Genomic DNA, 20,017 nt, shown 5'->3' on the forward strand with positions numbered 1-20,017 from the left:
TCGCCCAGCCGCGGCGCACTTTTTGCCAACTAAAGGAGGCTCGATGCCAACGCGTCCGTTCGCCTTTGCCAATGCCGCGGGCCAGCAACTTGCCGGGCGGCTTGAGCTGCCGGTCGGGCCGCCCCATGCCTGGGCGCTGCTTGCGCACTGCTTCACCTGCGGGAAGGACAATCTCGCCGCGGTGCGGATCGCGCGACGGCTGGCCGGGGCCGGCATCGGCGTGCTGCGCTTCGACTTCACCGGGCTGGGGCAGAGCGAGGGCGACTTCGCAGCGACCAATTTCAGCCTCAACGTCGCCGACCTGGTCGCGGCGGCGGCGGCGATGACCGCCGCGAACATGCCGCCGACACTGCTGATCGGCCACAGCCTCGGCGGTGCGGCGGTGCTGTCAGCGGCCGGGGCGCTGCCGGATATCCTAGCCGTCGTGACGATCGCCGCACCCTTCGATGTCGCGCATGTGCTCAAGCAGATTTCGCCCGAAGCGCTGGCCGAGGTCGAGCGCGACGATAGTGCCGACGTCCGACTCGGCGGGCGGCCCTTCACCATCGGTCGGCAGTTCGTCGCCGATGTCCGGCAGCAGGACCAGCACGCGAAGATCGCGGCGCTTCGGCGCCCGCTGCTGCTGCTCCACGCGCCCGGCGACCAAGTCGTCGGGATCGACAACGTCACGCAGATCTTCCTCGCTGCGCATCACCCGAAGAGTTTCGTGTCGCTCGACGGCGCCGATCACCTGCTTTCCAAGCCGCGCGACGCCGACTTCGTCGCCGACATCATTGCAGGCTGGTCCAGTCGCTATCTGCCCGAGCCGATTGCGGGGGCACCGAGCGACTACGATGCCGAGGCCGAAGAGACCGGAATGGGCAAGTTCCAGCTGGCGGTGCGCGCCGGCCAGGCCGCCTTCATCGCCGATGAACCTGTCAGCGTCGGCGGCCTCGGTTCGGGACCGTCGCCCTATGACCTGTTGTGCGCCGGGCTCGCCGCCTGCACGACGATGACGTTGCGGCTGTACGCGGCCAACAAGGGCTGGCCGGTCGAACGCATCCGCACCGCCGTGGCGCACCGCAAGGAAACGGACGCGGTGCCGCCCGACGTCTTTACCCGGCGGATCACCATCGAAGGCTCCATCGATGAGGAACAGCGCGCCAAGCTGGGCGGCGCGGCGGACCGCTGCCCGGCGCATCGGACACTGGAACAAGGCTCGCGCTTCGACGATGTCGAGGTGCGAATAGTGAGTGGAGAAACGCGATGAGCACGCCAATGACGCCCACGCCCATGAAGATCGACTTCGTCTCGGATGTGTCGTGCCCGTGGTGCATCATCGGATTGCGCGGTCTCGAGGAAGCGCTCGAGCGCAGCCGCGACGCGGTCGCTGCCGAGATCGTGTTCCGGCCGTTCGAGCTCAATCCGTCGATGCCGGCGGGTGGCCAGAATATCGGCGAGCATGTCGCGCAGAAATACGGCTCGACGCCCGCGCAATCGGCGAGCAACCGTCAGATGATCGCCGAACGTGCCGCCGAACTGGGCTTCACCATGGCGATGACCAGTGACAGCCGGATCTACAACACGTTCGATGCGCATCGCCTGCTGCACTGGGCAGAGAGCGCCGGTCATCAGGCCGAACTCAAGCATGCGCTGTTCACCGCCAACTTCACCGAAGGCAAGGACCCCGGCGATCGCGACGTGCTGGTCGAAGCGGCGGAACGTGCCGGGCTCGACGGCGCCGCGGCTGCAGACGTGCTGTCGTCGGGACGCTATGCCGACGAGGTGCGGCGGGAGGCGGCCTTGTGGCGCGCGCGCGGTATCAACGCGGTGCCGGCGATCGTCATCAACGACAAGCACCTGATCTCCGGCGGCCAGCCGGTCGAGGTCTTCGAAGCAGCCCTCCGCCAGATCGCTGCCGAGGGCTGACGTCTCCGCTAGCGCCAACGGCAGGGCACGGTGTCGGTCTTGCCATCACGGGAGTCGACGATGACCGACCAGATCAATCCCGCGGCCGAACCCTCCGGGACTGGCTGCGCGGAATGCCTGCAGGGCGGGGGCTGGTGGTTTCACCTGCGCCGATGCGCCGCCTGCGGCCATGTCGGCTGCTGCGATTCCTCGCCGGGCCAGCATGCGACCGCACACTTCCGGCAGACGGGACACGCGGTGATACAGTCGTTCGAACCCGGCGAGGACTGGTTCTGGGATTACCGTGAGGATAGCGAAGTTCGGGGACACGCACTGGCACCGCCGACCAGTCACCCGCTCGACCAACCCACGCCGGGGCCAAAGAATGCCGTCCCGAGCGACTGGATAGAGCGGCTATACTAGTCACGACCGAAAGTAACTTCAGCCAACACAGCGAACCTGTTGGCGTGCCGAGACACTGCATTGGTTGGCGATGTATCGCGACCCGAAGCTCGTCGATGCCGCCGTCGCCCGGCGAACCGTCTTCGACCTGTCTTGAAGATTTCACGGACTGAGAGCAGTTGGTCTGCGTCAAATCATCGCGGGAGCGCGTGTGTGTTAAGAAGATGCGACACCGGTGTCATTTGATAACCGAGGCCATCCCTTACTGGTCAGCCGTTCGGATATCGATAAAAGGTGATCTGTTGTTTCAGCGCGCGGTCGAGGTCATCCCGGTTGGGAGGCCGAGCCGCGTCGAAACGCTCTGCATCGCGCACCGGCCCGAAGGTCTGTGATTTACGATGACGTATGTTCGTCAACGCCTGTTCCACTACGCGAATAAAGGTGACTCGATCAGCGATAGCGGTGGCCCGGTCCGCAAAGCGGTCCCGGCAACAGATCATCGCGAGCAGTCTGCTCGGTCGACCTGACGACTATAGCAATTGTACGAAGAAGTACAATTTAACTAAGTTCTACAAATCGTGATCCGGCTCGGATTGGGCGCGACAAATAAAAACCGCAGCTGCATTTTTAGTAGTTAAATATTAACGGCGCCTCGTAATAACTGTCAAAATCGCAACGGGTATGAGGAGTTGAACGAGCTTTGACTGTTTCCACCTCTATGATGCTGTGATGTTGTTGTGGGGTTTAATCTGGCCATGACATGCCGGAGCAGTTTTCCGACATTACGATCGCGGCGTGATAACTTTCGTGGAGTTTATTGAATTATATCATAATAATTACAATCATTTGGGTCGCAATTTAAGTTAGGGGCTTTATGCGTATCTTGATTATCGAAGACGACCAATTAATGGCCAGGTCTATCGAGCTCATGCTCGGTGGCTCCGGCCTAGAGCATGAAACCGCGTCAACAGGCGAGGATGGCATCGAGCTGGCACGGCTCTATGACTATGACGCGATCCTGCTCGACCTTACTTTGCCCGATGTTCATGGCTACGAGGTGCTTCGGCGTCTCCGCATTGCCCGTGTCGGTACGCCAGTCATAATACTGACCGGCAACACTCAGACTGAAACAAAGATTTCCGGCTTCGACCTGGGCGCGGATGACTATGTCACCAAGCCTTTCCAGCGCGCAGAACTGCTGGCCCGGGTGCATGCGCTGATCCGGAGGTCAAAGGGTCATCCCCGGTCAATCGTGACGACCGGCCTCCTTGCCGTCGACCTGGCCGCGCGCACTGTCGAGGTCAACGGACGACGGGTTCATCTGACCGGCAAGGAATATGCGATCCTGGAGATGTTGTCGCTCCGCAAGGGCATGACCTTGACCAAGGAAATGTTCCTCACCCATCTCTATGGCGGCCGTGACGAACCCGAGCTCAAGATCATCGACGTCTTCATCTGCAAGCTGCGGAAGAAGCTCTCGTTGGCCGGCACGGACTCTTCCGGGTATATCGAGACGGTGTGGGGCCGCGGCTACGCACTCCGTGACCCTGAGGCCAAGCTCGAGCCACAAACGCAGGCGGCGTAGCATCACGATCGATGTCGACCGACGTTCCTCGCAACCTGGGTGGGCTCAACCGGCACCGCAGCCTTTCCGGCGGTGGCCCCCGGCAGAGCCCACCCGATTTATGGAACGAAGACATTTCAGGCGCGGTGCAGCCGACCATTCAATCGCCGCAGGTCGACGAGAAAAAACGGTCATTGCTGGATTTTGAACACTTACCTTGGCGCCGTTGATAACCATCACCGTATTCTTAAGTACTCGGTGAAGTCAGTGGCGCAGGGGCGATGGAGCGCTGCCTTGGCTGTTGACAAAGCCTGTCGATCCCCAGACCTCGACGGGAAGCGGGCTCAACCCAGCCGCCGGGACGCGCGGGTGACGTGGTTCGACGCGCCCCGTATCCGCGTCGATGACCCGCCTTATTTCGCGGAAAAACTGTAGCTGCCCTCGGCGGACTGGTTGTCGCTGGAGACGGCGTGCCAGGTCACCTTATAGGTGCCCGCCGGCAGCGCGCGCGGAAGCGCGATCGCAAGCGCCTTGCCGTCGGCGCTCAAGGCAGTCTTGAACCCGGCGATCTTCATGGGCTGGTGGCTGGCCATGCCGGGCATCGCCGTCATCACCATCTCGACACCCGAGACCGTGTCGATGACGCGGTCCGAGAAGTTCAGCGTGAGGCTGCGCACATTGGCCGCGGTAGCGCCGGCCGGCGGCACGGCGGAGACCAGCGTGCTGCCAGCGAGCGCCGGAGCGCTTGCCCATAGGCCCACGGCGACGAGGGCGGCAACGAGGCGGGACTGGACGCGCATGGATATTCCCTTGGCATTGATGTCGGCTATTCGTTCATACGCAGCGAAACCGCGCACCCCTTTCGATCTGAGTGGTTTTTCGAGGGGCTGCGTATCGCCATGCAGGAGGTGACGATGACCGATATCGACAGTGTCCTGGTGGAGATGCGCGCGGCCCTCGCCGATGTGCGACTGGCAGCGACGGAGGACATCGTGCTCGGCAGGGCCAGTGCACGGCGCGCGCGCGTCCACGGCCAGCGGAATCTCCTGGCGACGGGACTGCTGGCGCTTGGCGCGGGCGTCATCGCAAACATCGCTTTGCCACAAGGGGCCGAAGCCGAAGCCGCGCTGACCTTCACCGCCGCGCCGCCGACCGCTCCGTCCAATCTGCTTTTTGGCGCGCGCTGAACGATGGCGCGCTATCCCGTACTCGTGATCGTGGTCGCCTTCGTTGCGGCCTTCGCGGGTATCCTGGCGGGGAGGACGTTGATCGCGCACCAGCCGCCGATCGAGAACCAGTTTCACACCCTCATGCACGAGGAGCTGAATCTCGACGCCCGGCAGAAGGCGCAGCTCGCCGCACTGGAGAGGAGCTTCGCACTCCGCCAGGCGATGTACGAGCGGGAGATGCGCGAGGATAACCGGGAGCTCGCCGGGGCGATCGCGTCGGAAAGGGGCTACGGCCCGCAGGTCGCGCAGGCGATCGATAAATCCCATGTGGCGATGGGCATGCTGCAAAAGCAGACGATGCAGCACCTGTTCGCGATGCGCGCGATCCTGAACCAGGAGCAGGCGGCCCGCTTCGATGCAGCGATGGTGAAAGCGTTGACCGCACCGGCGCGGTGAGCGGGTCGCTGTCTTCCGAACCGGAGCCGGACGACGGTGTCCTCGCTTTGCAGGCGCTGGCCGGGGCCGAGAATGCCTATCGACTGCTGATGCGCCGCCACCGCGATCCGGTCTTTCGCTTTGTCCGCGGACAGGTCGACGACAGTGATGCCGCCCTCGACATTGTCCAGGAAAGCTTCATCGCGGCGTTTGCCAACCTGCACCGCTACGATCGCCTTCGCCACTTCCGCTTCTGGATCATGCGGATAGCGCTCAACAAAAGCCGGGACTGGCGCAGGCGGCGCGCCGTGCGCAGCTTCTTCGTGCGTGCCCGCCCCCTCGATGAAGGGACCGCAATCGCGGACGAGGCGCCGGACGCGCAAGCCGGGATGATCGCCCGCGCCGACCTGCGACGCGCGCAGGCGATCATCAGCCGGCTGCCGGAAAACCTGCGAACGGTCCTGCTGCTGCGGACAGTCGAGCAGATGAGCCAGGCCGAGGTAGCCGAAATCCTGGGTATCAGCGGGAAAGCGGTGGAAACCCGCCTGTACCGCGCCCGCACGAAATTGACGGAGCAGATGAGGGGCGCGGAATAGCGGCGCGTATCAAGGTTGACACCGCCACGCGTTTTCGGCTCCCAGCCCTCCCAAAGGATGTTTCCCCCTTGCAGTCCGCGAGACTTGACCGACGATCCGTCATCACCGGTGCGGCACGGCTGGGGGCGTTGACGGTGCTTGGCGGTGCTATGCCGGGATGGGCGCGGGCCGGGACGTCGGGTGCCGGAGCCGGGAGCGTGCTTTCAGGCGAAAGCATCCGCATAGACATCGGTCACGTCCCGATCACCGTCGGCGGCAGGTCGATGCATGCCGTGACCGCCAACGGCACGATGCCGGGTCCGCTGATCCGCCTGAAGGAGGGGCAGAAGGTTCGTCTTTCGGTGGCGAATGGACTGGCAGAGGACACGTCGATCCACTGGCATGGCCTCATCGTGCCGTTTCAATATGACGGCGTGCCTGGCATCAGCTTTCCCGGGATCAAGCCCGGCGAGGTCTTCGACTATGACTTCACGATCAGGCAGGCCGGGACGTACTGGTATCACAGCCACAGCAACATGCAGGAGGCGATGGGCCTGTTCGGCCCGATCGTCATCGATCCGGCCGGCGCCGAGCCGGCACCCTATGACCGCGAGCATGTGATCCTGCTGTCCGACTGGAGCAGCATCCATCCCCATGTCCAGCTGCAGCGGCTCAAGCAGATGGGCGGCTATTTCAACCGGCAGAAACAGACCCTGGGCGGCCTGCTGGCGGGCAAGGACCAAGACCTTTCGGAACGCCTCGCGTGGGGCAAGATGCGGATGGACCCCACCGACATCTCGGACGTGACCGGCTCCACCTACAGCTATCTCGTCAACGGCCACGACACGCAGGCGAACTGGACCGGGCTGTTCGTGCCCGGCGAGCGGGTCCGGCTGCGCTTTATCAACGCCTCGTCCATGACCAATTTCAACGTGCGGCTGCCGGCGCTGCCGATGACGATCGTGCAGGCCGACGGCCAGGATGTCGAACCGGTCGAGACCGACGAATTCCAGATCGGCATCGCGGAGACCTACGACGTCATCATCCGGCCGGAGAAGGCCGAGGCGATCGCGATCATTGCCGAGGCGATCGATCGCTCGGGCCTGTGCCGCGCGACGCTGGCACCACGGATCGGCATGGTCGCGCCGATGGTGGCCGTCCGTGAGCGCCCGCTGCTCGCGATGAAGGACATGGGCATGGACATGTCCGGAATGGACGCAGCGAGCGGCACGCTCGACCTCAGCGCCCCGGTTACGGCTCCCGCCAAGGCGGGCAGCCATGGTGCGATGAACATGCGCGACACGTCGCTGGTGCCGGCCAGCGTCCGCCTGGGGCCGGGGGTGGCGACGATCTCCGCTGCACCTGCCGACCGGCTCGGCGACCGGCCGACAGGCCTCGAGACGGTCGGCCACCGGGTCCTGACGTATGCGGATCTGAAGGCCCTCGTCCCGCATCCCGACCGGCGTACGCCCGAGCGTGAGCTGGAAGTGCACCTGACCGCGAACATGGAACGCTACATGTGGTCGTTCGACGGAGTTAAGCTGAGCGAGAACCCCGAGCCGCTGGCGTTCCGGCACAACGAGCGGGTGCGGGTGACGCTCGTCAACGACACGATGATGCCGCATCCGATCCATCTCCACGGCCATTTCTTCGAGCTGGTCAACGGCGCGGAAGACCGCCAGCCGCGCAAGCACACGGTCAACGTCCTGCCCGGCGGCAAGGCGAGCTTCGACCTCACCGCCGATGCCGTGGGCGACTGGGCCTTCCACTGCCACATGCTGCTCCACATGCACGCGGGGATGTTCCGCGTCGTGACCGTCCGCGCCGACGGACCGAGCGCGACATGAGGCGACGTCTGGGACGCCTGCTGCCGTTGCTCGCACTGGCTGCCGCGACTGGAGCGAGTGCGCAGGATCATGATGCGCACGTGATGAGTGGCATGCCGATGGCTGGAGCGCCTCTGCCAGCCTCCTCCCTGCCGACGGCTCGCCGGTGGTTACTCCGCCCGGGCCGCCGAAGGATCACGCTGCCGACGCCTATTACGATCCAGCCGCCATGGCCGAGGCCCGGTCGATGCTGCGCCACGAGAGCGGCGCCATGTCGAACAGGATGGTGATGATCGATCGCCTGGAATGGCGGCCCGGCCCCCAGGCCAACCGCTACGACTGGGAGGCCGAGGGCTGGACCGGCGGGGATACCGACCGCCTGGCGTTCAAGACGAAGGGCGAAGGTGCTTTTGGCGGCAAGGCCGAAAAGATCGAGCTTCAGGCAGGCTGGCTGCATGCCATCGACCCCTGGTTCGACGTGCGCGCCGGCATCCGTCAGGATTTCCAGGCCGGGCCGCACCGTACGCAGGCGGTCGTCGCGGTCGAGGGGCTGGCACCCTATTGGCTCGATGTCGAAGCCGAGCTGTTCCTCTCGCAAAAGGGCGAGCTTACGGCACGCACCGAGGCCAGTTACGACCAGCGTCTCACCCAGAGCCTGATCCTGCAGCCACGGGCCGAGCTCAACATCTCCGCGCAGGATGTGCCTGAACTCGGCCTCGGCTCGGGGCTGAATTCGGTCGAACTCGGCCTGCGGCTGCGCTACGAGATCACTCGCAGATTGGGACCCTATGTCGGCGTCAGTTGGGAACGCAAACTGGGTGGCTCGGCACGTTATGCGCGCGCCGATGACGAGAAACCGCAAGGCGCGCGGTTCGTCACCGGCATCCGATTATGGTTTTGACCACGTCCCCATCTGTATTTATGTCTAGACATAGGCGCGTCGGCGGCGAGCGCATTTGAGACACGCGATGGTTTGGAATTAGTCTGTGGCGCTGGAAATTGCAGGCAATGACCGTCGCGGGTGGCCCGAATACGCGACGGTCTGGCGATGGCATTTTTATGCCGGCCTGTTCTGCATTCCCTTCGTCTGCTGGCTCGCCCTCACCGGCTCGATTTACCTGTTCAGGCCCGACATCGAGGCCTTCCTCGACCGTCCGTATGAGAACCTGAAGATCGCCGGCGAGCGAGGCTTGCCGTCACAGGAAGCCGAGGCCGCGGTTGCGGCGGTGAAGGGCTCTCACTTCAGCCGCTACGAACCCCCCGCCACCGCAACCGGCGCCGCGCAGGTCGTGGTCTCCAGGGGCGACGAACTGATACGCGTCTATGTCCAGCCGGCGACCCTCAAGCCGATGAAGATCGTGCAGGACGCGCACCGGCTGATGGAGATCCTCGCCAAACTTCACAGCTCCTTTCTGCTGGGACCGGTCGGATCGGTGGTCATGGAGCTTGCCGCCTCATGGGCGATCGTCATGATACTGACGGGCCTGTTCCTGTGGTTTCCGCGCAATCGCAAAGGCTTCGCCGGTATCCTCTATCCCCGGCTCGGCAAGCGCGGCCGCATCTACTGGCGCGATCTGCATGCGGTTACCGGTATGTGGGTCTCGCTCGTCGCCCTGTTCATGCTGCTCAGTGGCCTGCCCTGGTCTTATGCCTGGGGTAATTATCTGACCTGGGCCCGGAACCTGTCGACGATCACGTCGGGCGCCCCGGACTGGCCCGTCGGCGGCGAGGCCGCCAAAGCCAAGGCCGGCGGCGGGCCAAGTTCGATGCCGGGAATGACCGCAGCCGAAATGGCCGCCATGGCACCCTCCGCCACGCACACTATGGGCATGGGCATGAGCGCCGCCGCGCACGACGCCATGCTGATGTACGCACTGGATCTGGTCGCGCCAACGGCAATGAAACTCGACGTTCCCAGGCCCGTATGGATCTTGCCACCCGCTGCTCACGGCGACGACTGGACCGTTTCCTCGCAAGCCCAGGACCGACCTGAGCGGGTGACGTACACCGTTTCCGGCATGGACGGGCAGGTGACCGGCAGAGCGGGCTTTGCCGACCAGAACGTCGTGGACCGGGTCGTCAATGTCGGTGTTGCGGCCCACGAGGGTCACCTGTTCGGGCGCATAAACCAGGCCATCCTGCTCGTCACGGCGCTCAGCCTGATCGGCATGACCGCGAGCGCCGTCGTGATGTGGGTGAGACGAAAGCCAAAGGACCTGCTCGGCGCGCCCCGGCCTGCCCCAGGCTCCCGGTCCAGCGGCGGGCTTGTCGCGGCGATCTTCATTCTGGCGCTGGTCATCCCGCTGTTCGCGCTGTCGCTGCTTGCTGTCCTCATCGTCGAGTGGGTCGTCTTGCGCCGCGTACCGGGCGTGGGCCGCTGGCTCGGCCTGCGCAGCGCGGCCAGAGTGTGATCGGGGCCGGACTGTGATCGGGGCCGGATGCAACACTTGCCGGCGTGTCGCGCCGGCAAGTGTCTTCGCACCTTAAGATTTTCGAAGCGCTAGAAGACCTTCGAGATCCGGACACCGATGCTCCGGGGCGGCCCGACGTGATAGGAGAAGTAGCTGGTCGCCGTGGTGTTGCCCGGCGATGTCGCGAACTCGGCACCATAGACCGGGATGGCGTCGGTGATATTGTTGACGAAGACGTCCACCGCGATGTTGTTGGCGGTCGTCACGCCGATCGACATGTCGAGCAGCGTATAGTGCGGCCGTCGCAAGACCTCGCCCTCACCGAAACCGCTGTCGGTAGCGCCGACATGCCGAGCCGCAAAAAACAGGTTGCCCGTCAGCTTGGCACTGACCGGGAAGGAATAGTCGGCGCGCGCATTCCAGTTGAACTTCGGCACGTCGAGAACCCGTGACCCCGCATCCAGGAGCAGTTGCGGCACGGCGTTTCGGTAGGTCGCATCGGTGTAGGAAGCTCCGGCCTGCAGGTTGAGCCCGGTGATCGGCGTGAGCAGGATCTCGAGCTCGCCACCGTTGCTGCGAACCCTGCCGGCATTCACGATGAACGAGACCGAATGCTCGCTGTTGGCACCGCACGTCGTCTGGAAAGCCTGCTGGAAATTCTTCCACTGGATCGAATAAATCGCACCGTTCAATCGCAGTTTGCCGTCGAGGAATCGCGTCTTGGCCCCGACCTCGTAGTTGTTCGTCTTGTCGCTCTTGTAGGGAGCCGGGTCGTCGGGCAGGCCCTGCGCCTCCCGTTCGGCCGCCGTGCAGACATTGTCCGTGATCGGAGCGTTCACGCCACCGGTGCGAAACCCTTGCGAGAAGCTGGCATAGAACGAAGCCGCGCGGCTGGGCTCATAGGACAGGGTGAAGCGGGGCGTGACGCCGCTTTCCTTGTTCTTTTCCGAGTAGGCATAAGCGAGGTCGCCGCCGGCCGCCCCGCCCAGGCCATAGCTGCTGCTCGTGTCGCGCTGCTTGTAGCTGAAGACCCGGGCGCCCGCCGCAGCCTTGAAGTGTTCCGCGAAGGCGTAGGTGAACTCGCCGAACGCGGCGATTTCGCTCTCCTTGAAGCGGGTGTTGTTGTCCTGGATGACAGGCGGGTTGCTGGCCCCGAGTGGCAGCGGCGCGACCGCACCGAACAGATCCGCGACCGTGATATTCCGATTAAAGTCCTGCTTCATGTTGCGGTAAAAGACACCGGCAACGTACTGCAACGGACCCGAGTTCGTCGAAACCGCGCGGATTTCCTGCGTGAACTGCCTAGTGTGCGAGATATCCTGCAGCGGCGTCGGATAGAGCCGGCCGCCCGGCCCGGGGCCGACGATGTCCTCGACCGTCGGCGAATAGAAAGCCGTTACGTCGAAGAACAGGTGCGTCTTGCGGTCCATGTAGGACGACATCGAGAGCAGCGAAAATCCACCGAGCGCCTCGAAGTCGTTTTTCACCAGCAGCGATCCGATGGTGAATTTGTCCTTGGCGTAGGTGTCCTCGAAGCGGGCCTTCTCCCGGGCCCGCAGGCCGAAGTTGATGTCGCTGAAGGTTCGGTCGGTATTGCTGTACGCGGTCTGGTAAATGATCGACGGGGTGATGGTCAGCGTCGGTGCGGCGTTCCACAGCACCGAGGCGCGGACGGTCTTGTAGCGAGACCAGTTGTCGTCCTTCCTGATGGCGTCCGGATGGTTCAGGTTCTCCGAGAGATCTCCCGTGGTGGGACGGAGATCGTCGATCCAGCCGCCCTGCCGAACGATGCTGCCGACGACCCGCAAGGCCAGGACATCCTGCACGATTGGCAGGTTGATCATGGCTTTGACGTCCCAGTTTTCGCTGCCATCCTTGATCGTGGCGACGCTCGCCTCGGCCGATGCGGCGATCCCCGTCGGATCGGGCTGGTTGGTGACGATGCGGACGAGACCGCCCATCGCCGAGGATCCGAACAGCACGCCCTGGGGCCCGCGCAGGATCTCGATGCGGGCAATGTCGTAGAGCTGGGGATCGGGCTGGGAGGCGCCGCGCAGGGCCCGGCTCTGCAACGGTGTTTCATCGAGATAGACGCCCGTCAGCGGGGACTGGGCGACGCCGACCGACCCGATGCCGCGGATGATGTACTGCGAGTTGCCGACACCCGTCGTCGCGAAGGCCACGCCCGGCACGGAATCCGCGACCTGCGAGAAATCCTGGGCGTGCAGTTTCCCGAGCAGGTCACCCGAGAGGATGCTGATGCTGGCCGGGACGTCCTGCAGGCTTTGCGACCTTTTCAGCGCAGTAACGACGATATCGTCGCTCGCCAGGGTTACCCCTTCTACGGCCTTGGAGGACGGAACTTCCTGCGCCAGCCCGCTGCTGGATATCGACATGCCTGCCAGCAGGCTCAGCATCATGGCTCGCTTGGCGAGTGTCGTTCTCATTCTGTTACCCCTTCTCAGACCAGTGGCCGCCTGACGTACCTCTCCCAAGAAGCGCTTCTTATCCGAGCCGGCTTGCATCGACTCGCCTGTCATATTGGTGACACCCGTTCCGTGTTTTGTATAGACATAACTTCGGCGGAGCCTGATGAGCATGCGCATCCGCCGGTGGCCTATCTGGCGACGTGCGCCTCGCACTGAACTTCGACGGCGGCACCGCCCAGGCTGGTGACGCCGAACGACATGCGCGCCGGGTACCGGCCCGGCTTGAAATACTTCACGTACACGGCGTTGAAAGCGTCCCAGTCATCCATGTTGGTCAGCGCGATGGTGCACTTGTAGACGTCGTCCATCGTCGCGCCCGCCAGCTTCAGGTTCCGTCCGACCACATCCATCGTGTTCGTTGCCTGGGTGGTGAAGTCCGCCGGCATCGAACCGTCCGCGGCGGTGCCCGTCGAGCCCGCCACGTAGACGTTGTCACCGATCCGGACGGCCGACGAAAACGGCTTGCCGGGCCGCGGATAATACTGCGCCGAGGGTTCGGCCGCGACCACCGGGACGGTGATTGCGAGTGCCAGGGCCGTCAGGCCGATCCGAAAGGCGTTCGACATGCAAATCTCCAGACTGGACGAGAGGATCAGGGCGCAACTGGCGGTCAGGTGGACGCCGGGGTCTGCATCGGCCGCGACGGCCGATAGGGCGCGAGCATCGGTTCGTCGCGACCCATGACGAGCTCGTCCGCCATGTAGTCGCCGAACAGCGCTGCCAGGGTGACGCCACTGTGCGTCACGCACACGGATACTCCGGGGACACCCGGCACCGGGCCGACGACCGGGAACCCGTCGACCGGCATCGGCCGGAACCCGAGCGTCATGAAGCCGAAATCCGCCTTGGCGAGCCCGGGCACATAGGCCGCGAGCTTGGTCAGGATCCGGGTGCCATGCATCTCGGCGATGCCCGGCGGGAAGGCCATCGCGTGATCCCGGATCTCGGCGTGGACGTCCAGCGGCGGCGGGGCCGATGCCTCGAGGCCGACGATGGTCCCGTCCGCGGCCTGCTTCCATTCCAGTGCCCCGGGCCCATCGTAGACTCTGCGGGTCATGATCGGCAGCGGCTTCGAGTGGACCAGCGCGCCGGGCCGGTGCAGCAGCGGCAGGGTGTAGCCAAGCGGCGCCAGCATCGCCGGCGCGTCCACACCCGTCGCGATCAGGATTTGATCGAAGCGCAGCCGTCCCCGCGGCGTGACGACGGTGACGCCGCCCGCGGCCGGCTCGATCGCCGTGACCGGGCACGGATACAGGACGCGCGCACCCGCCGCCCGCGCGACGACAAGGAAGCGGTCGGTGGCGTGGACTGCATCGACATGGCCGCCCAGTTCCGACCAGGTCGCCTCCACCAGCGCGCCCGGGTCGATATCGGGGGAAATCTGCTTGAGCGCCGCGCTGTCGAGTGAGCGGGTCGGATAGCCGGCCTCCGCGAGATGCTTCGACTGGATCGCCATCCGGCCACGGTCGGCGACCTTGTCGGTGAAGCCGACATAACCGCCCCAGACCACACCCATGCCGAGGGGTCCGTCGATCGCCTGCCAGCGCTTTTGCGCCTCGATCCGCATCCTCATGTAATACGGATCGTCCATGAACGGGTTGATCCAGGCGAGCGACTTGGAGGTCGCCCCCGCCGCCGGCGCCGTCTTCTCCAGCAAGGTCACGTCCGCACCGCTCTGCGCGCACCGCATCGCGATCGCCGCTCCCAGGATGCCGCCCCCGATGATGCCGATGCGGGGCCTGGCACCCTTCCCGGCGGCGAAAGCCATGGTCGACAGACCAGCGCTCGCGGCGGCGCCCAGAAACAGCCGCCGGTCGATGCGCAACCCGCCGCTCACGATCCGGACCCGGACTGCGGGGCCGCGTGCCGATCGATCTTCACCACGGCTATCTCCCGGAAATCAAAGCAGACGAACATCGAACAGGGGTGGGCAGGCATCGCTAGGGCCGATCCGGGACGGCAAGGCCCGCGCGCGGCTGACCCGAAAAACCAGCCCGCAGGAAATCCACGATCCGCTGGCGAAGCGCGATGCCGTGATACGGTTCGACGCTCGGGTAGCCGTAATAATTCTGGCCGAGTTCGTGATGGGTTTCGCGCGGAAACAGGACCAGTTCGACCGGCGCCCCCTCCTGACGCAGGGCGCGATACAGTTCGTGCGACTGGCCGAGCGGATTGACCGCGTCGTTTTCGCCGTGAAGCAACAGCAGCGGCGTATGTGCATTCGCAACGCCGGCAAGCGGGCTCTGGCGCCATGCCGCCTCGAGCCGCCGCCACGGCTGGCCAAAGTACCAGCGGTCGTACCAGCTCGACCCTTCGGTGCCAGATTCGCTGATCTGGTCGACGACGGGAGCGGCCGCCACGATCGCCTTGAAGCGGTCGGTGCGTCCCAGCGCAAAGCTCGCCAGCGTGCCGCCGTAGGAATAGCCGATCAGCGCCAGCCGGTCCCTGTCCAGCGATGCCTGGGCAATCGCCGCATCGACGCCGCTCATGAGGTCGCGGTAGTCGGCGCCGCCCAGGTCGTCCTTGATGGCGGCCAGGAAATCGATGCCGTAGCCGAAGCTGCCGCGCGGATTGACGTGCAGCACGGCCCAGCCCTGCGCGAGCAACAGGCGCACGAGCGGGGTGTCGCCGTCCTCGAACCGGCCCGCCGGCCCGCCGTGCGCGTCCACCACCAGGGGCACGCGCTGGCCGGCAGCCGCGCCGTCGGGGAGATAGAGCAAGCCGTCGATCGTATGACCGTCGCTGGCCCATTCGATCCGGCGGGCATGGAGCGGTTGCCAGTCGGCCGGCTGCAGCTCCGGATTCGCGAGCCGGGCGTAGCGGCGCAAGCCTGCATCGGCGAGCTGGACCGCGCCCACCCCTCCCCGTTCGGCGGCGAGTAATGCGAAGCCGGTCTGGCCGGCGTTGGTGCTGATGCCTTTGACGACCGCCGCGGGCACGCCGATCCAGCTGACCCGGCCATCCGCGGGTCTGATGCGCGCGAGTTGCTGGTCGAAGCGCCGCGCGATCGTGACCAGGATGTCCCCTGTCGCGGTGACGACGGGCCCGGTTTTCGAGCCGCCGTCGACGCCGTTGATCAACGATCCGTCGATGCCGTCGGTCAGGTTCCGCGGCTTCGACCCGTCCAGCGCTTGGACGAAAAGATCGCGGCAGACGATGGGCGCGTCGCGGCCGCAGCGGGCGACATAGGCGATACGTCCGTCCGGAAGCCACGAAATCGCCTGGACGTTGTCCGCCGTGCCGACGATCTCTCGCGCTGGCCGGCCGTCCTCGACAAGCCAGACGCGGTTGGTCGCACCCAGGTCATCCGACGGCGGCGACGTGATCGCCAGCAGGCGGCGACCGTCCTTGCTCCAGGTGACGCTGCGAACGTCACCGGGCAGCCCGATTTCGCGCACCGGTGCCGCCCCCTCGACCAGATAAAGGTGGACCGGGTCGCTCTGTCCGAAAAGATGATGGTCGTCCTTGGCTGCCGCTTTTGCGTCCGGCGGATCGCTCGCCCAGACTGCGACGGTGCCCGACGCTGCCGAAGCGAAGCCTTTTGCGACAAGGGCCTTACCGGCTGGCACGGTGCCCCAGCCCCCGGCGACCCCGGTTCCTTGCCGCGTCAATGTCAGGGTTTCGCTGAGGCCGCCCTTGAGGTCGAGCCGCTGGACTGCGGCACCCTCCCCGGCCTTGCGCAGATAGAGGATCGAGCGCCCGTCCGCTGCCCAGACCGGGCCGCTTTCGTCGCTGCTGCTAGCGTTTCCCGTACCGGTGATCTGCTTCGGGCTGCCGGTCTTCGACAAGGTCCAGATATGCGACCGCCCGCCCGCCTTGGTGGCATCGGTAATCACCGTCGCTACGGTTTTCGCATCGGGCGACAGGGCGATCTCCCGGACCTCCCGGATCGAAGCGATCTGCCGGTTCAGGTCCGCCGGTGCGTCCGCCGACGCGTGCAGCGGGTAGCCGAGCAGCAACAGCAGCGGGACGTGGCGGAACCGATGGCGCATGCAACGGGGTCTCCCAACGAGGCTGTTGTCAATCAAACACATCGGCTGTAGCAATGTCTATACATATCTCGGCCAGCGCGTGGCGGGACCGCTGACAAGCCCCGGGGGACGTACCGACCTTGCCCAATTCCCCGCATCCTGGCGAAGGCGCGGTGTCGGCTGCGACCGGCTCGATACCGAGCACGAAGGCCGCCGAAAGCGCGGTGCAGGCGTCGCCCGCCAGCAGTCGCCTCCTGGTAATCGATGCCGCGACCATCGCCGCCGCCCTGTCGCCGTCCCAATGGATCGAGGCAGTCGAGCAGTCCTTGCGCGGCGTGTCCGATGGCTCAGTCATCCAGGGTATCAGGCAGATATTGCCACTCCCGGACGATAGTGAGCGCGGGCGAGTCTTGTCGATGATGTTCGGCGCTGTCCGCCAGCCGGCCTTTTTCGGCGCGAAAGTGATCGCGGTCTTCCCCGACAACTTCAGCCGCAGCATCGAATCGCACAGGGGCGCGGTCCTGTTGTTCGACTCTGCCGACGGCGCGCTGGTGGGCCTGCTCCACGGCGGCGAAATCACCGCGGCGCGCACCGCGGCGGCCAGTGCCGTGGCGACCCGCGCGCTGGCTCGCGCGGACTCGCGGGTGCTCACCGTCCTCGGCTACGGCGAACAGGCGACGCGCCATGTGGATGCGATCGCCACGGTCCGGCCGATCGACGAGGTCCGCTGCTGGGGCCGTGACCCGGTCAAGGCCGCGGCATTCGTGAAGGCCGTCGGCACCCGCCATGCAGTCCACGCGGTCGCTGCGTCGACCGTCGCCGAAGCGGTGGCGGGCGCGGACATCGTCTGCACGACGACCGCCGCCAGGGAGCCGATCCTGACCGGGGACCTGCTCGAGCCCGGCATGCACCTGAACGTCGTCGGGTCGAGCACCGCCGACTACCGGGAGGTCGACACCGCGGCGGTGGTACGCGCGTCGATCTGGGTCGACTACCGGCCGATGACCGAGGCGAGCGCGGGCGAATACCGGCGGGCGCTGGCGGAGGGTGCGATCGATCCGGACCACCTCGTCGGGGAGATCGGGGCGGCGTTGAACGGGACCCTCCGCCGCCGTTCCGACGAGCACGAGATCACGATGTTCAAATCGCTCGGAATGCCCGCGGAGGACCTGTATCCCGCGCAGCTGATCTACGAGATCGCCGCCGCGAAGGGCCTCGGCACATGGGTAGGATTGTGATGGCGACGGCCCGGCACGATGCCCGGAGCAGATACCCTGAATCGGCCGCTATGGGCACCATTCCCATCATTTGAGAGGTAACGACGGTGACCAGGCAAGCGCTCATGACACCCAGTCGGCGTGGCTACCTGAACACGGCGCTGACAGGTTTGCCCGGTCCGGCCGCAGTAAATGCCGCGCGCGAAGTCCTCGATGCCTGGGCAAGCGGCACCCTCAACTGGGCGGACGCCGTCGATCGACTGGACGTCGCCCGGCGGGCCTTTGCCGCTCTCGTCGGCGTGTCGCACGAGCGTATCGGCGTCGGGCACACCGCGGCCGGCACGCTTTCCGCGATCGCGGCGAACCTGCCGGACGGCGCCGTCGTGCTCGCGCCGGTAGGCGAACATAACTCCAACATCTACCCCTACCTCCACCAGGCCCCACGCGGCATCCGCATGGAGTTCGCTCCTCTCGAACACCTCGCTGAGGCGGTGCGCCCTTATCATGCAGCGGTCGCGTTCGGCCTCGTGCAGTCGGCGGATGGGCGCATCGCAGACCTCGCCGCCATCGCTTCGGCAGCGCGCGATGTCGCTGCGCTGACACTGGTCGACGTTACGCAGGCCTGCGGATGGCTGCGCTTCGATCCCGAGCTTTGCGACGTGTTCGTCAGCGCTTGCTACAAATGGCTGATGACGCCCAACGGCCCGGCGTTCGTTGGTTTCAGTCCACGCGCGCTCGACCGGTTGCGGGCCGGACACCGCTCCTGGATCGGGAACCTCGACGTTCATGCCGCGCCTTATGGCCCGGGCGGCGAAGCTGCGCTGGACGCGCGCCGGTTCGACCTCGTGCCCAACTTCATCGCAATTGCCGCCGCGGCGCAGTCGCTGAACCTGCTGGCCACGATCGGTGTCGCGCGGATCGAGGCGCACAATCTCGGCCTGGTCCGGCGCTTTTGCACAGCACTTGGCCTGCCACCCCACAACTCCGCGATCATATCGGTCGATGCCGGGTCGGTAGAGTCGATCTCCGGAAATCTCAGCGCCACGGTCCGATCGGGACGGGCGCGCTTTTCCTTCCACCTGTATAACGACAATGACGATGTCGATGCCGCCGTGGACTTTGTCCGCACAGCCTGCGGATCGAGCGGCGGCGACTGATCATCGCGCGCCGGCACCAACTTCGCTATTGGATCGGTACCTCGAGCTAGCGTTCAGGGGCGAAAGTGCGCCTCGATACTGAACTCGCTGCCCGGGTGGATAATTCGGACGTACGTAATCTTCTCCTCGGATCGCCACGTCCAGCGCTCGACCACCATGCAGGCGCTGTCTTGGCGGACGCCGAGCGCGCTGGCCGTCTTGGGGTCGGCGTTGATTGCCGAGATACGATGCCGCGCATCGCTCCACGGGACGTGGGCAAAAAGCCATGAGTTGGGCGGATCCCGGTCGAACGCCGCGTTCCGTGCTTCGGGAGCGAGCCTCAGGTTTATGATCCGATCTTCCAGCGAATAGGGCTTGCCGTCGACAAAGTGGGTGCACTTGAGCGCGAGCACCTCACCATCGGCGATATCGAGGTGTGACCGGTCGCTCGCGTTCGCCTCGCGGACGGTGCGACTGGTCAGGTCGAACTCGTATTTCTTTCCCTCACCGGTAATCTGGGAGCGCAGGTCGGGAAGGTCGAATGAGGCGCGATGGACTTTGGGCGCTGACACAAAGGAGCCGGCGCGCTTGCGCCGCTCGATCAGGCCGCGTTCGACAAGGGTACCGAGTGCCTTGTTGATCGTCATCCGGGAGCAGTCGTACTCAATCATCAACTCGTGCTCGTACGGAATCCGATGGCCGGGCACCCATGTCCCCGACATCACATTCGTCTCGATATCCTGGCGAATACGGTCGTGCAGCGAGAGAATTTCGCGTGCACCATGGATTTTCTGAGCTTTTTTCATCGTTCGAGTCACGCCCGATCCTGTTCTTCCGATCACGCCATCTTGGCCGATGACCCATCATGAGGACCAAAGATAACGGACAATCTTGCCGACGTTCGCTGCAACGTAGAGCAACTCTCAATCAGTGGT

20 protein-coding genes are annotated in these 20,017 nt (G+C 65.1%); 13 read left to right on the forward strand and 7 right to left on the reverse strand.

All coding sequences use genetic code 11. The annotated features are described in order from the left end of the window. The first annotated feature begins 43 nt into the window (after positions 1–43). Genes KX816_17585 through KX816_17595 form a run of 3 tightly spaced genes read left to right on the forward strand, consistent with a single transcriptional unit; the run spans position 44 to position 2,310 of the window. Positions 44–1,249 (forward strand): alpha/beta fold hydrolase, encoded by a 1,206-nt coding sequence (locus tag KX816_17585; GenBank protein ID QXQ05990.1) that lies wholly within the window; start codon positions 44–46, stop codon positions 1,247–1,249. A 23-nt stretch (positions 1,250–1,272) separates the two neighbouring features. Further along, positions 1,273–1,908, forward strand: coding sequence for a DsbA family oxidoreductase (locus tag KX816_17590; protein QXQ08651.1), 636 nt, complete (start codon positions 1,273–1,275; stop codon positions 1,906–1,908). Between the two features lie 60 nt (positions 1,909–1,968). Continuing rightward, complete coding sequence (locus KX816_17595) at positions 1,969–2,310, forward strand: UBP-type zinc finger domain-containing protein (protein QXQ05991.1); 342 nt, start codon at positions 1,969–1,971, stop codon at positions 2,308–2,310. Between the two features lie 248 nt (positions 2,311–2,558). On the opposite strand, the gene KX816_17600 is transcribed toward KX816_17595, so the two are convergent. Further along, entirely contained in the window at positions 2,559–2,717 is a 159-nt protein-coding gene (locus tag KX816_17600; protein QXQ05992.1) for a hypothetical protein, read from the reverse strand. A 446-nt stretch (positions 2,718–3,163) separates the two neighbouring features. On the opposite strand from KX816_17600, the gene KX816_17605 reads away from it, so the two are divergent. After that, on the forward strand, positions 3,164–3,874 hold the full coding sequence (locus tag KX816_17605) for a response regulator transcription factor (protein ID QXQ05993.1): 711 nt from the start codon (positions 3,164–3,166) through the stop codon (positions 3,872–3,874). Positions 3,875–3,885: 11 nt separating this feature from the next. Continuing rightward, a complete protein-coding gene (locus KX816_17610; protein QXQ05994.1) occupies positions 3,886–4,083 on the forward strand; it encodes a hypothetical protein in 198 nt (65 codons plus the stop codon). Between the two features lie 183 nt (positions 4,084–4,266). Here KX816_17610 and KX816_17615 read toward each other — a convergent pair whose 3' ends face one another. Continuing rightward, positions 4,267–4,653 (reverse strand): copper resistance protein CopC, encoded by a 387-nt coding sequence (locus KX816_17615; GenBank protein QXQ05995.1) that lies wholly within the window; start codon positions 4,651–4,653, stop codon positions 4,267–4,269. A 114-nt stretch (positions 4,654–4,767) separates the two neighbouring features. Here KX816_17615 and KX816_17620 point away from each other — a divergent pair, with 114 nt between their 5' ends. From KX816_17620 to KX816_17645, 6 genes are all read left to right on the forward strand, one after another. Further along, on the forward strand, positions 4,768–5,040 hold the full coding sequence (locus tag KX816_17620; GenBank protein ID QXQ05996.1) for a hypothetical protein: 273 nt from the start codon (positions 4,768–4,770) through the stop codon (positions 5,038–5,040). A 3-nt stretch (positions 5,041–5,043) separates the two neighbouring features. Further along, a complete protein-coding gene (locus tag KX816_17625; protein QXQ05997.1) occupies positions 5,044–5,478 on the forward strand; it encodes a periplasmic heavy metal sensor in 435 nt (144 codons plus the stop codon). A gap of 89 nt (positions 5,479–5,567) precedes the next feature. Further along, a complete protein-coding gene (locus KX816_17630) occupies positions 5,568–6,053 on the forward strand; it encodes an RNA polymerase sigma factor (protein ID QXQ08652.1) in 486 nt (161 codons plus the stop codon). Between the two features lie 68 nt (positions 6,054–6,121). Beyond that, positions 6,122–7,879 carry a copper resistance system multicopper oxidase gene (locus tag KX816_17635; protein QXQ05998.1) on the forward strand — a complete coding sequence of 586 codons (1,758 nt, stop codon included), beginning with the start codon at positions 6,122–6,124 and terminating at the stop codon, positions 7,877–7,879. Between the two features lie 208 nt (positions 7,880–8,087). Further along, the gene (locus KX816_17640) at positions 8,088–8,759 is read left to right on the forward strand and encodes a copper resistance protein B (protein QXQ05999.1); all 672 of its coding nucleotides are present in this window, start codon (positions 8,088–8,090) and stop codon (positions 8,757–8,759) included. Positions 8,760–8,844: 85 nt separating this feature from the next. Continuing rightward, positions 8,845–10,269 (forward strand): PepSY domain-containing protein, encoded by a 1,425-nt coding sequence (locus KX816_17645; protein QXQ06000.1) that lies wholly within the window; start codon positions 8,845–8,847, stop codon positions 10,267–10,269. A gap of 89 nt (positions 10,270–10,358) precedes the next feature. On the opposite strand, the gene KX816_17650 is transcribed toward KX816_17645, so the two are convergent. The 4 genes from KX816_17650 to KX816_17665 form a co-directional block, all read right to left on the reverse strand. Continuing rightward, positions 10,359–12,875 carry a TonB-dependent receptor gene (locus KX816_17650; GenBank protein QXQ06001.1) on the reverse strand — a complete coding sequence of 839 codons (2,517 nt, stop codon included), beginning with the start codon at positions 12,873–12,875 and terminating at the stop codon, positions 10,359–10,361. An 11-nt stretch (positions 12,876–12,886) separates the two neighbouring features. Beyond that, entirely contained in the window at positions 12,887–13,324 is a 438-nt protein-coding gene (locus tag KX816_17655) for a RidA family protein (GenBank protein QXQ06002.1), read from the reverse strand. A 44-nt stretch (positions 13,325–13,368) separates the two neighbouring features. Continuing rightward, the gene (locus KX816_17660) at positions 13,369–14,595 is read right to left on the reverse strand and encodes an FAD-binding oxidoreductase (protein ID QXQ06003.1); all 1,227 of its coding nucleotides are present in this window, start codon (positions 14,593–14,595) and stop codon (positions 13,369–13,371) included. Positions 14,596–14,698: 103 nt separating this feature from the next. Next, positions 14,699–16,717 (reverse strand): alpha/beta fold hydrolase, encoded by a 2,019-nt coding sequence (locus tag KX816_17665; protein ID QXQ06004.1) that lies wholly within the window; start codon positions 16,715–16,717, stop codon positions 14,699–14,701. Between the two features lie 185 nt (positions 16,718–16,902). Between KX816_17665 and KX816_17670 the strand changes: the two genes are divergently transcribed. Together KX816_17670 and KX816_17675 are read left to right on the forward strand one after the other, a co-directional pair. After that, on the forward strand, positions 16,903–17,967 hold the full coding sequence (locus KX816_17670) for an ornithine cyclodeaminase family protein (GenBank protein QXQ06005.1): 1,065 nt from the start codon (positions 16,903–16,905) through the stop codon (positions 17,965–17,967). A gap of 104 nt (positions 17,968–18,071) precedes the next feature. Further along, positions 18,072–19,103: an aminotransferase class V-fold PLP-dependent enzyme gene (locus KX816_17675; GenBank protein ID QXQ06006.1), complete on the forward strand. Its 1,032-nt coding sequence runs from the start codon at positions 18,072–18,074 to the stop codon at positions 19,101–19,103. Positions 19,104–19,156: 53 nt separating this feature from the next. Here KX816_17675 and hutC read toward each other — a convergent pair whose 3' ends face one another. After that, on the reverse strand, positions 19,157–19,888 hold the full coding sequence (hutC, locus tag KX816_17680; protein ID QXQ06007.1) for a histidine utilization repressor: 732 nt from the start codon (positions 19,886–19,888) through the stop codon (positions 19,157–19,159). Between the last annotated feature and the right edge of the window lie 129 nt (positions 19,889–20,017).

This window comes from Sphingosinicellaceae bacterium, assembly GCA_019285715.1.
GTDB lineage: Bacteria > Pseudomonadota > Alphaproteobacteria > Sphingomonadales > Sphingomonadaceae > Glacieibacterium.

What these genes read in the sequence shown, in the direction of transcription:
- KX816_17675 (QXQ06006.1), top strand. Translation starts at nt 18,072, where the DNA reads ATGACACCCAGTCGGCGTGGCTACCTGAACACGGCGCTGACAGGTTTG.
- KX816_17630 (QXQ08652.1), top strand. Translation starts at nt 5,568, where the DNA reads ATGCGCCGCCACCGCGATCCGGTCTTTCGCTTTGTCCGCGGACAGGTC.
- KX816_17650 (QXQ06001.1), bottom strand. Translation starts at nt 12,875, where the DNA reads ATGCGCATGCTCATCAGGCTCCGCCGAAGTTATGTCTATACAAAACAC.
- KX816_17585 (QXQ05990.1), top strand. Translation starts at nt 44, where the DNA reads ATGCCAACGCGTCCGTTCGCCTTTGCCAATGCCGCGGGCCAGCAACTT.
- KX816_17590 (QXQ08651.1), top strand. Translation starts at nt 1,273, where the DNA reads ATGAAGATCGACTTCGTCTCGGATGTGTCGTGCCCGTGGTGCATCATC.
- KX816_17655 (QXQ06002.1), bottom strand. Translation starts at nt 13,324, where the DNA reads ATGTCGAACGCCTTTCGGATCGGCCTGACGGCCCTGGCACTCGCAATC.
- KX816_17625 (QXQ05997.1), top strand. Translation starts at nt 5,044, where the DNA reads ATGGCGCGCTATCCCGTACTCGTGATCGTGGTCGCCTTCGTTGCGGCC.
- KX816_17610 (QXQ05994.1), top strand. Translation starts at nt 3,886, where the DNA reads ATGTCGACCGACGTTCCTCGCAACCTGGGTGGGCTCAACCGGCACCGC.
- KX816_17640 (QXQ05999.1), top strand. Translation starts at nt 8,088, where the DNA reads ATGGCCGAGGCCCGGTCGATGCTGCGCCACGAGAGCGGCGCCATGTCG.
- KX816_17595 (QXQ05991.1), top strand. Translation starts at nt 1,969, where the DNA reads ATGACCGACCAGATCAATCCCGCGGCCGAACCCTCCGGGACTGGCTGC.
- KX816_17620 (QXQ05996.1), top strand. Translation starts at nt 4,768, where the DNA reads ATGACCGATATCGACAGTGTCCTGGTGGAGATGCGCGCGGCCCTCGCC.
- KX816_17605 (QXQ05993.1), top strand. Translation starts at nt 3,164, where the DNA reads ATGCGTATCTTGATTATCGAAGACGACCAATTAATGGCCAGGTCTATC.
- hutC (QXQ06007.1), bottom strand. Translation starts at nt 19,888, where the DNA reads ATGAAAAAAGCTCAGAAAATCCATGGTGCACGCGAAATTCTCTCGCTG.
- KX816_17615 (QXQ05995.1), bottom strand. Translation starts at nt 4,653, where the DNA reads ATGCGCGTCCAGTCCCGCCTCGTTGCCGCCCTCGTCGCCGTGGGCCTA.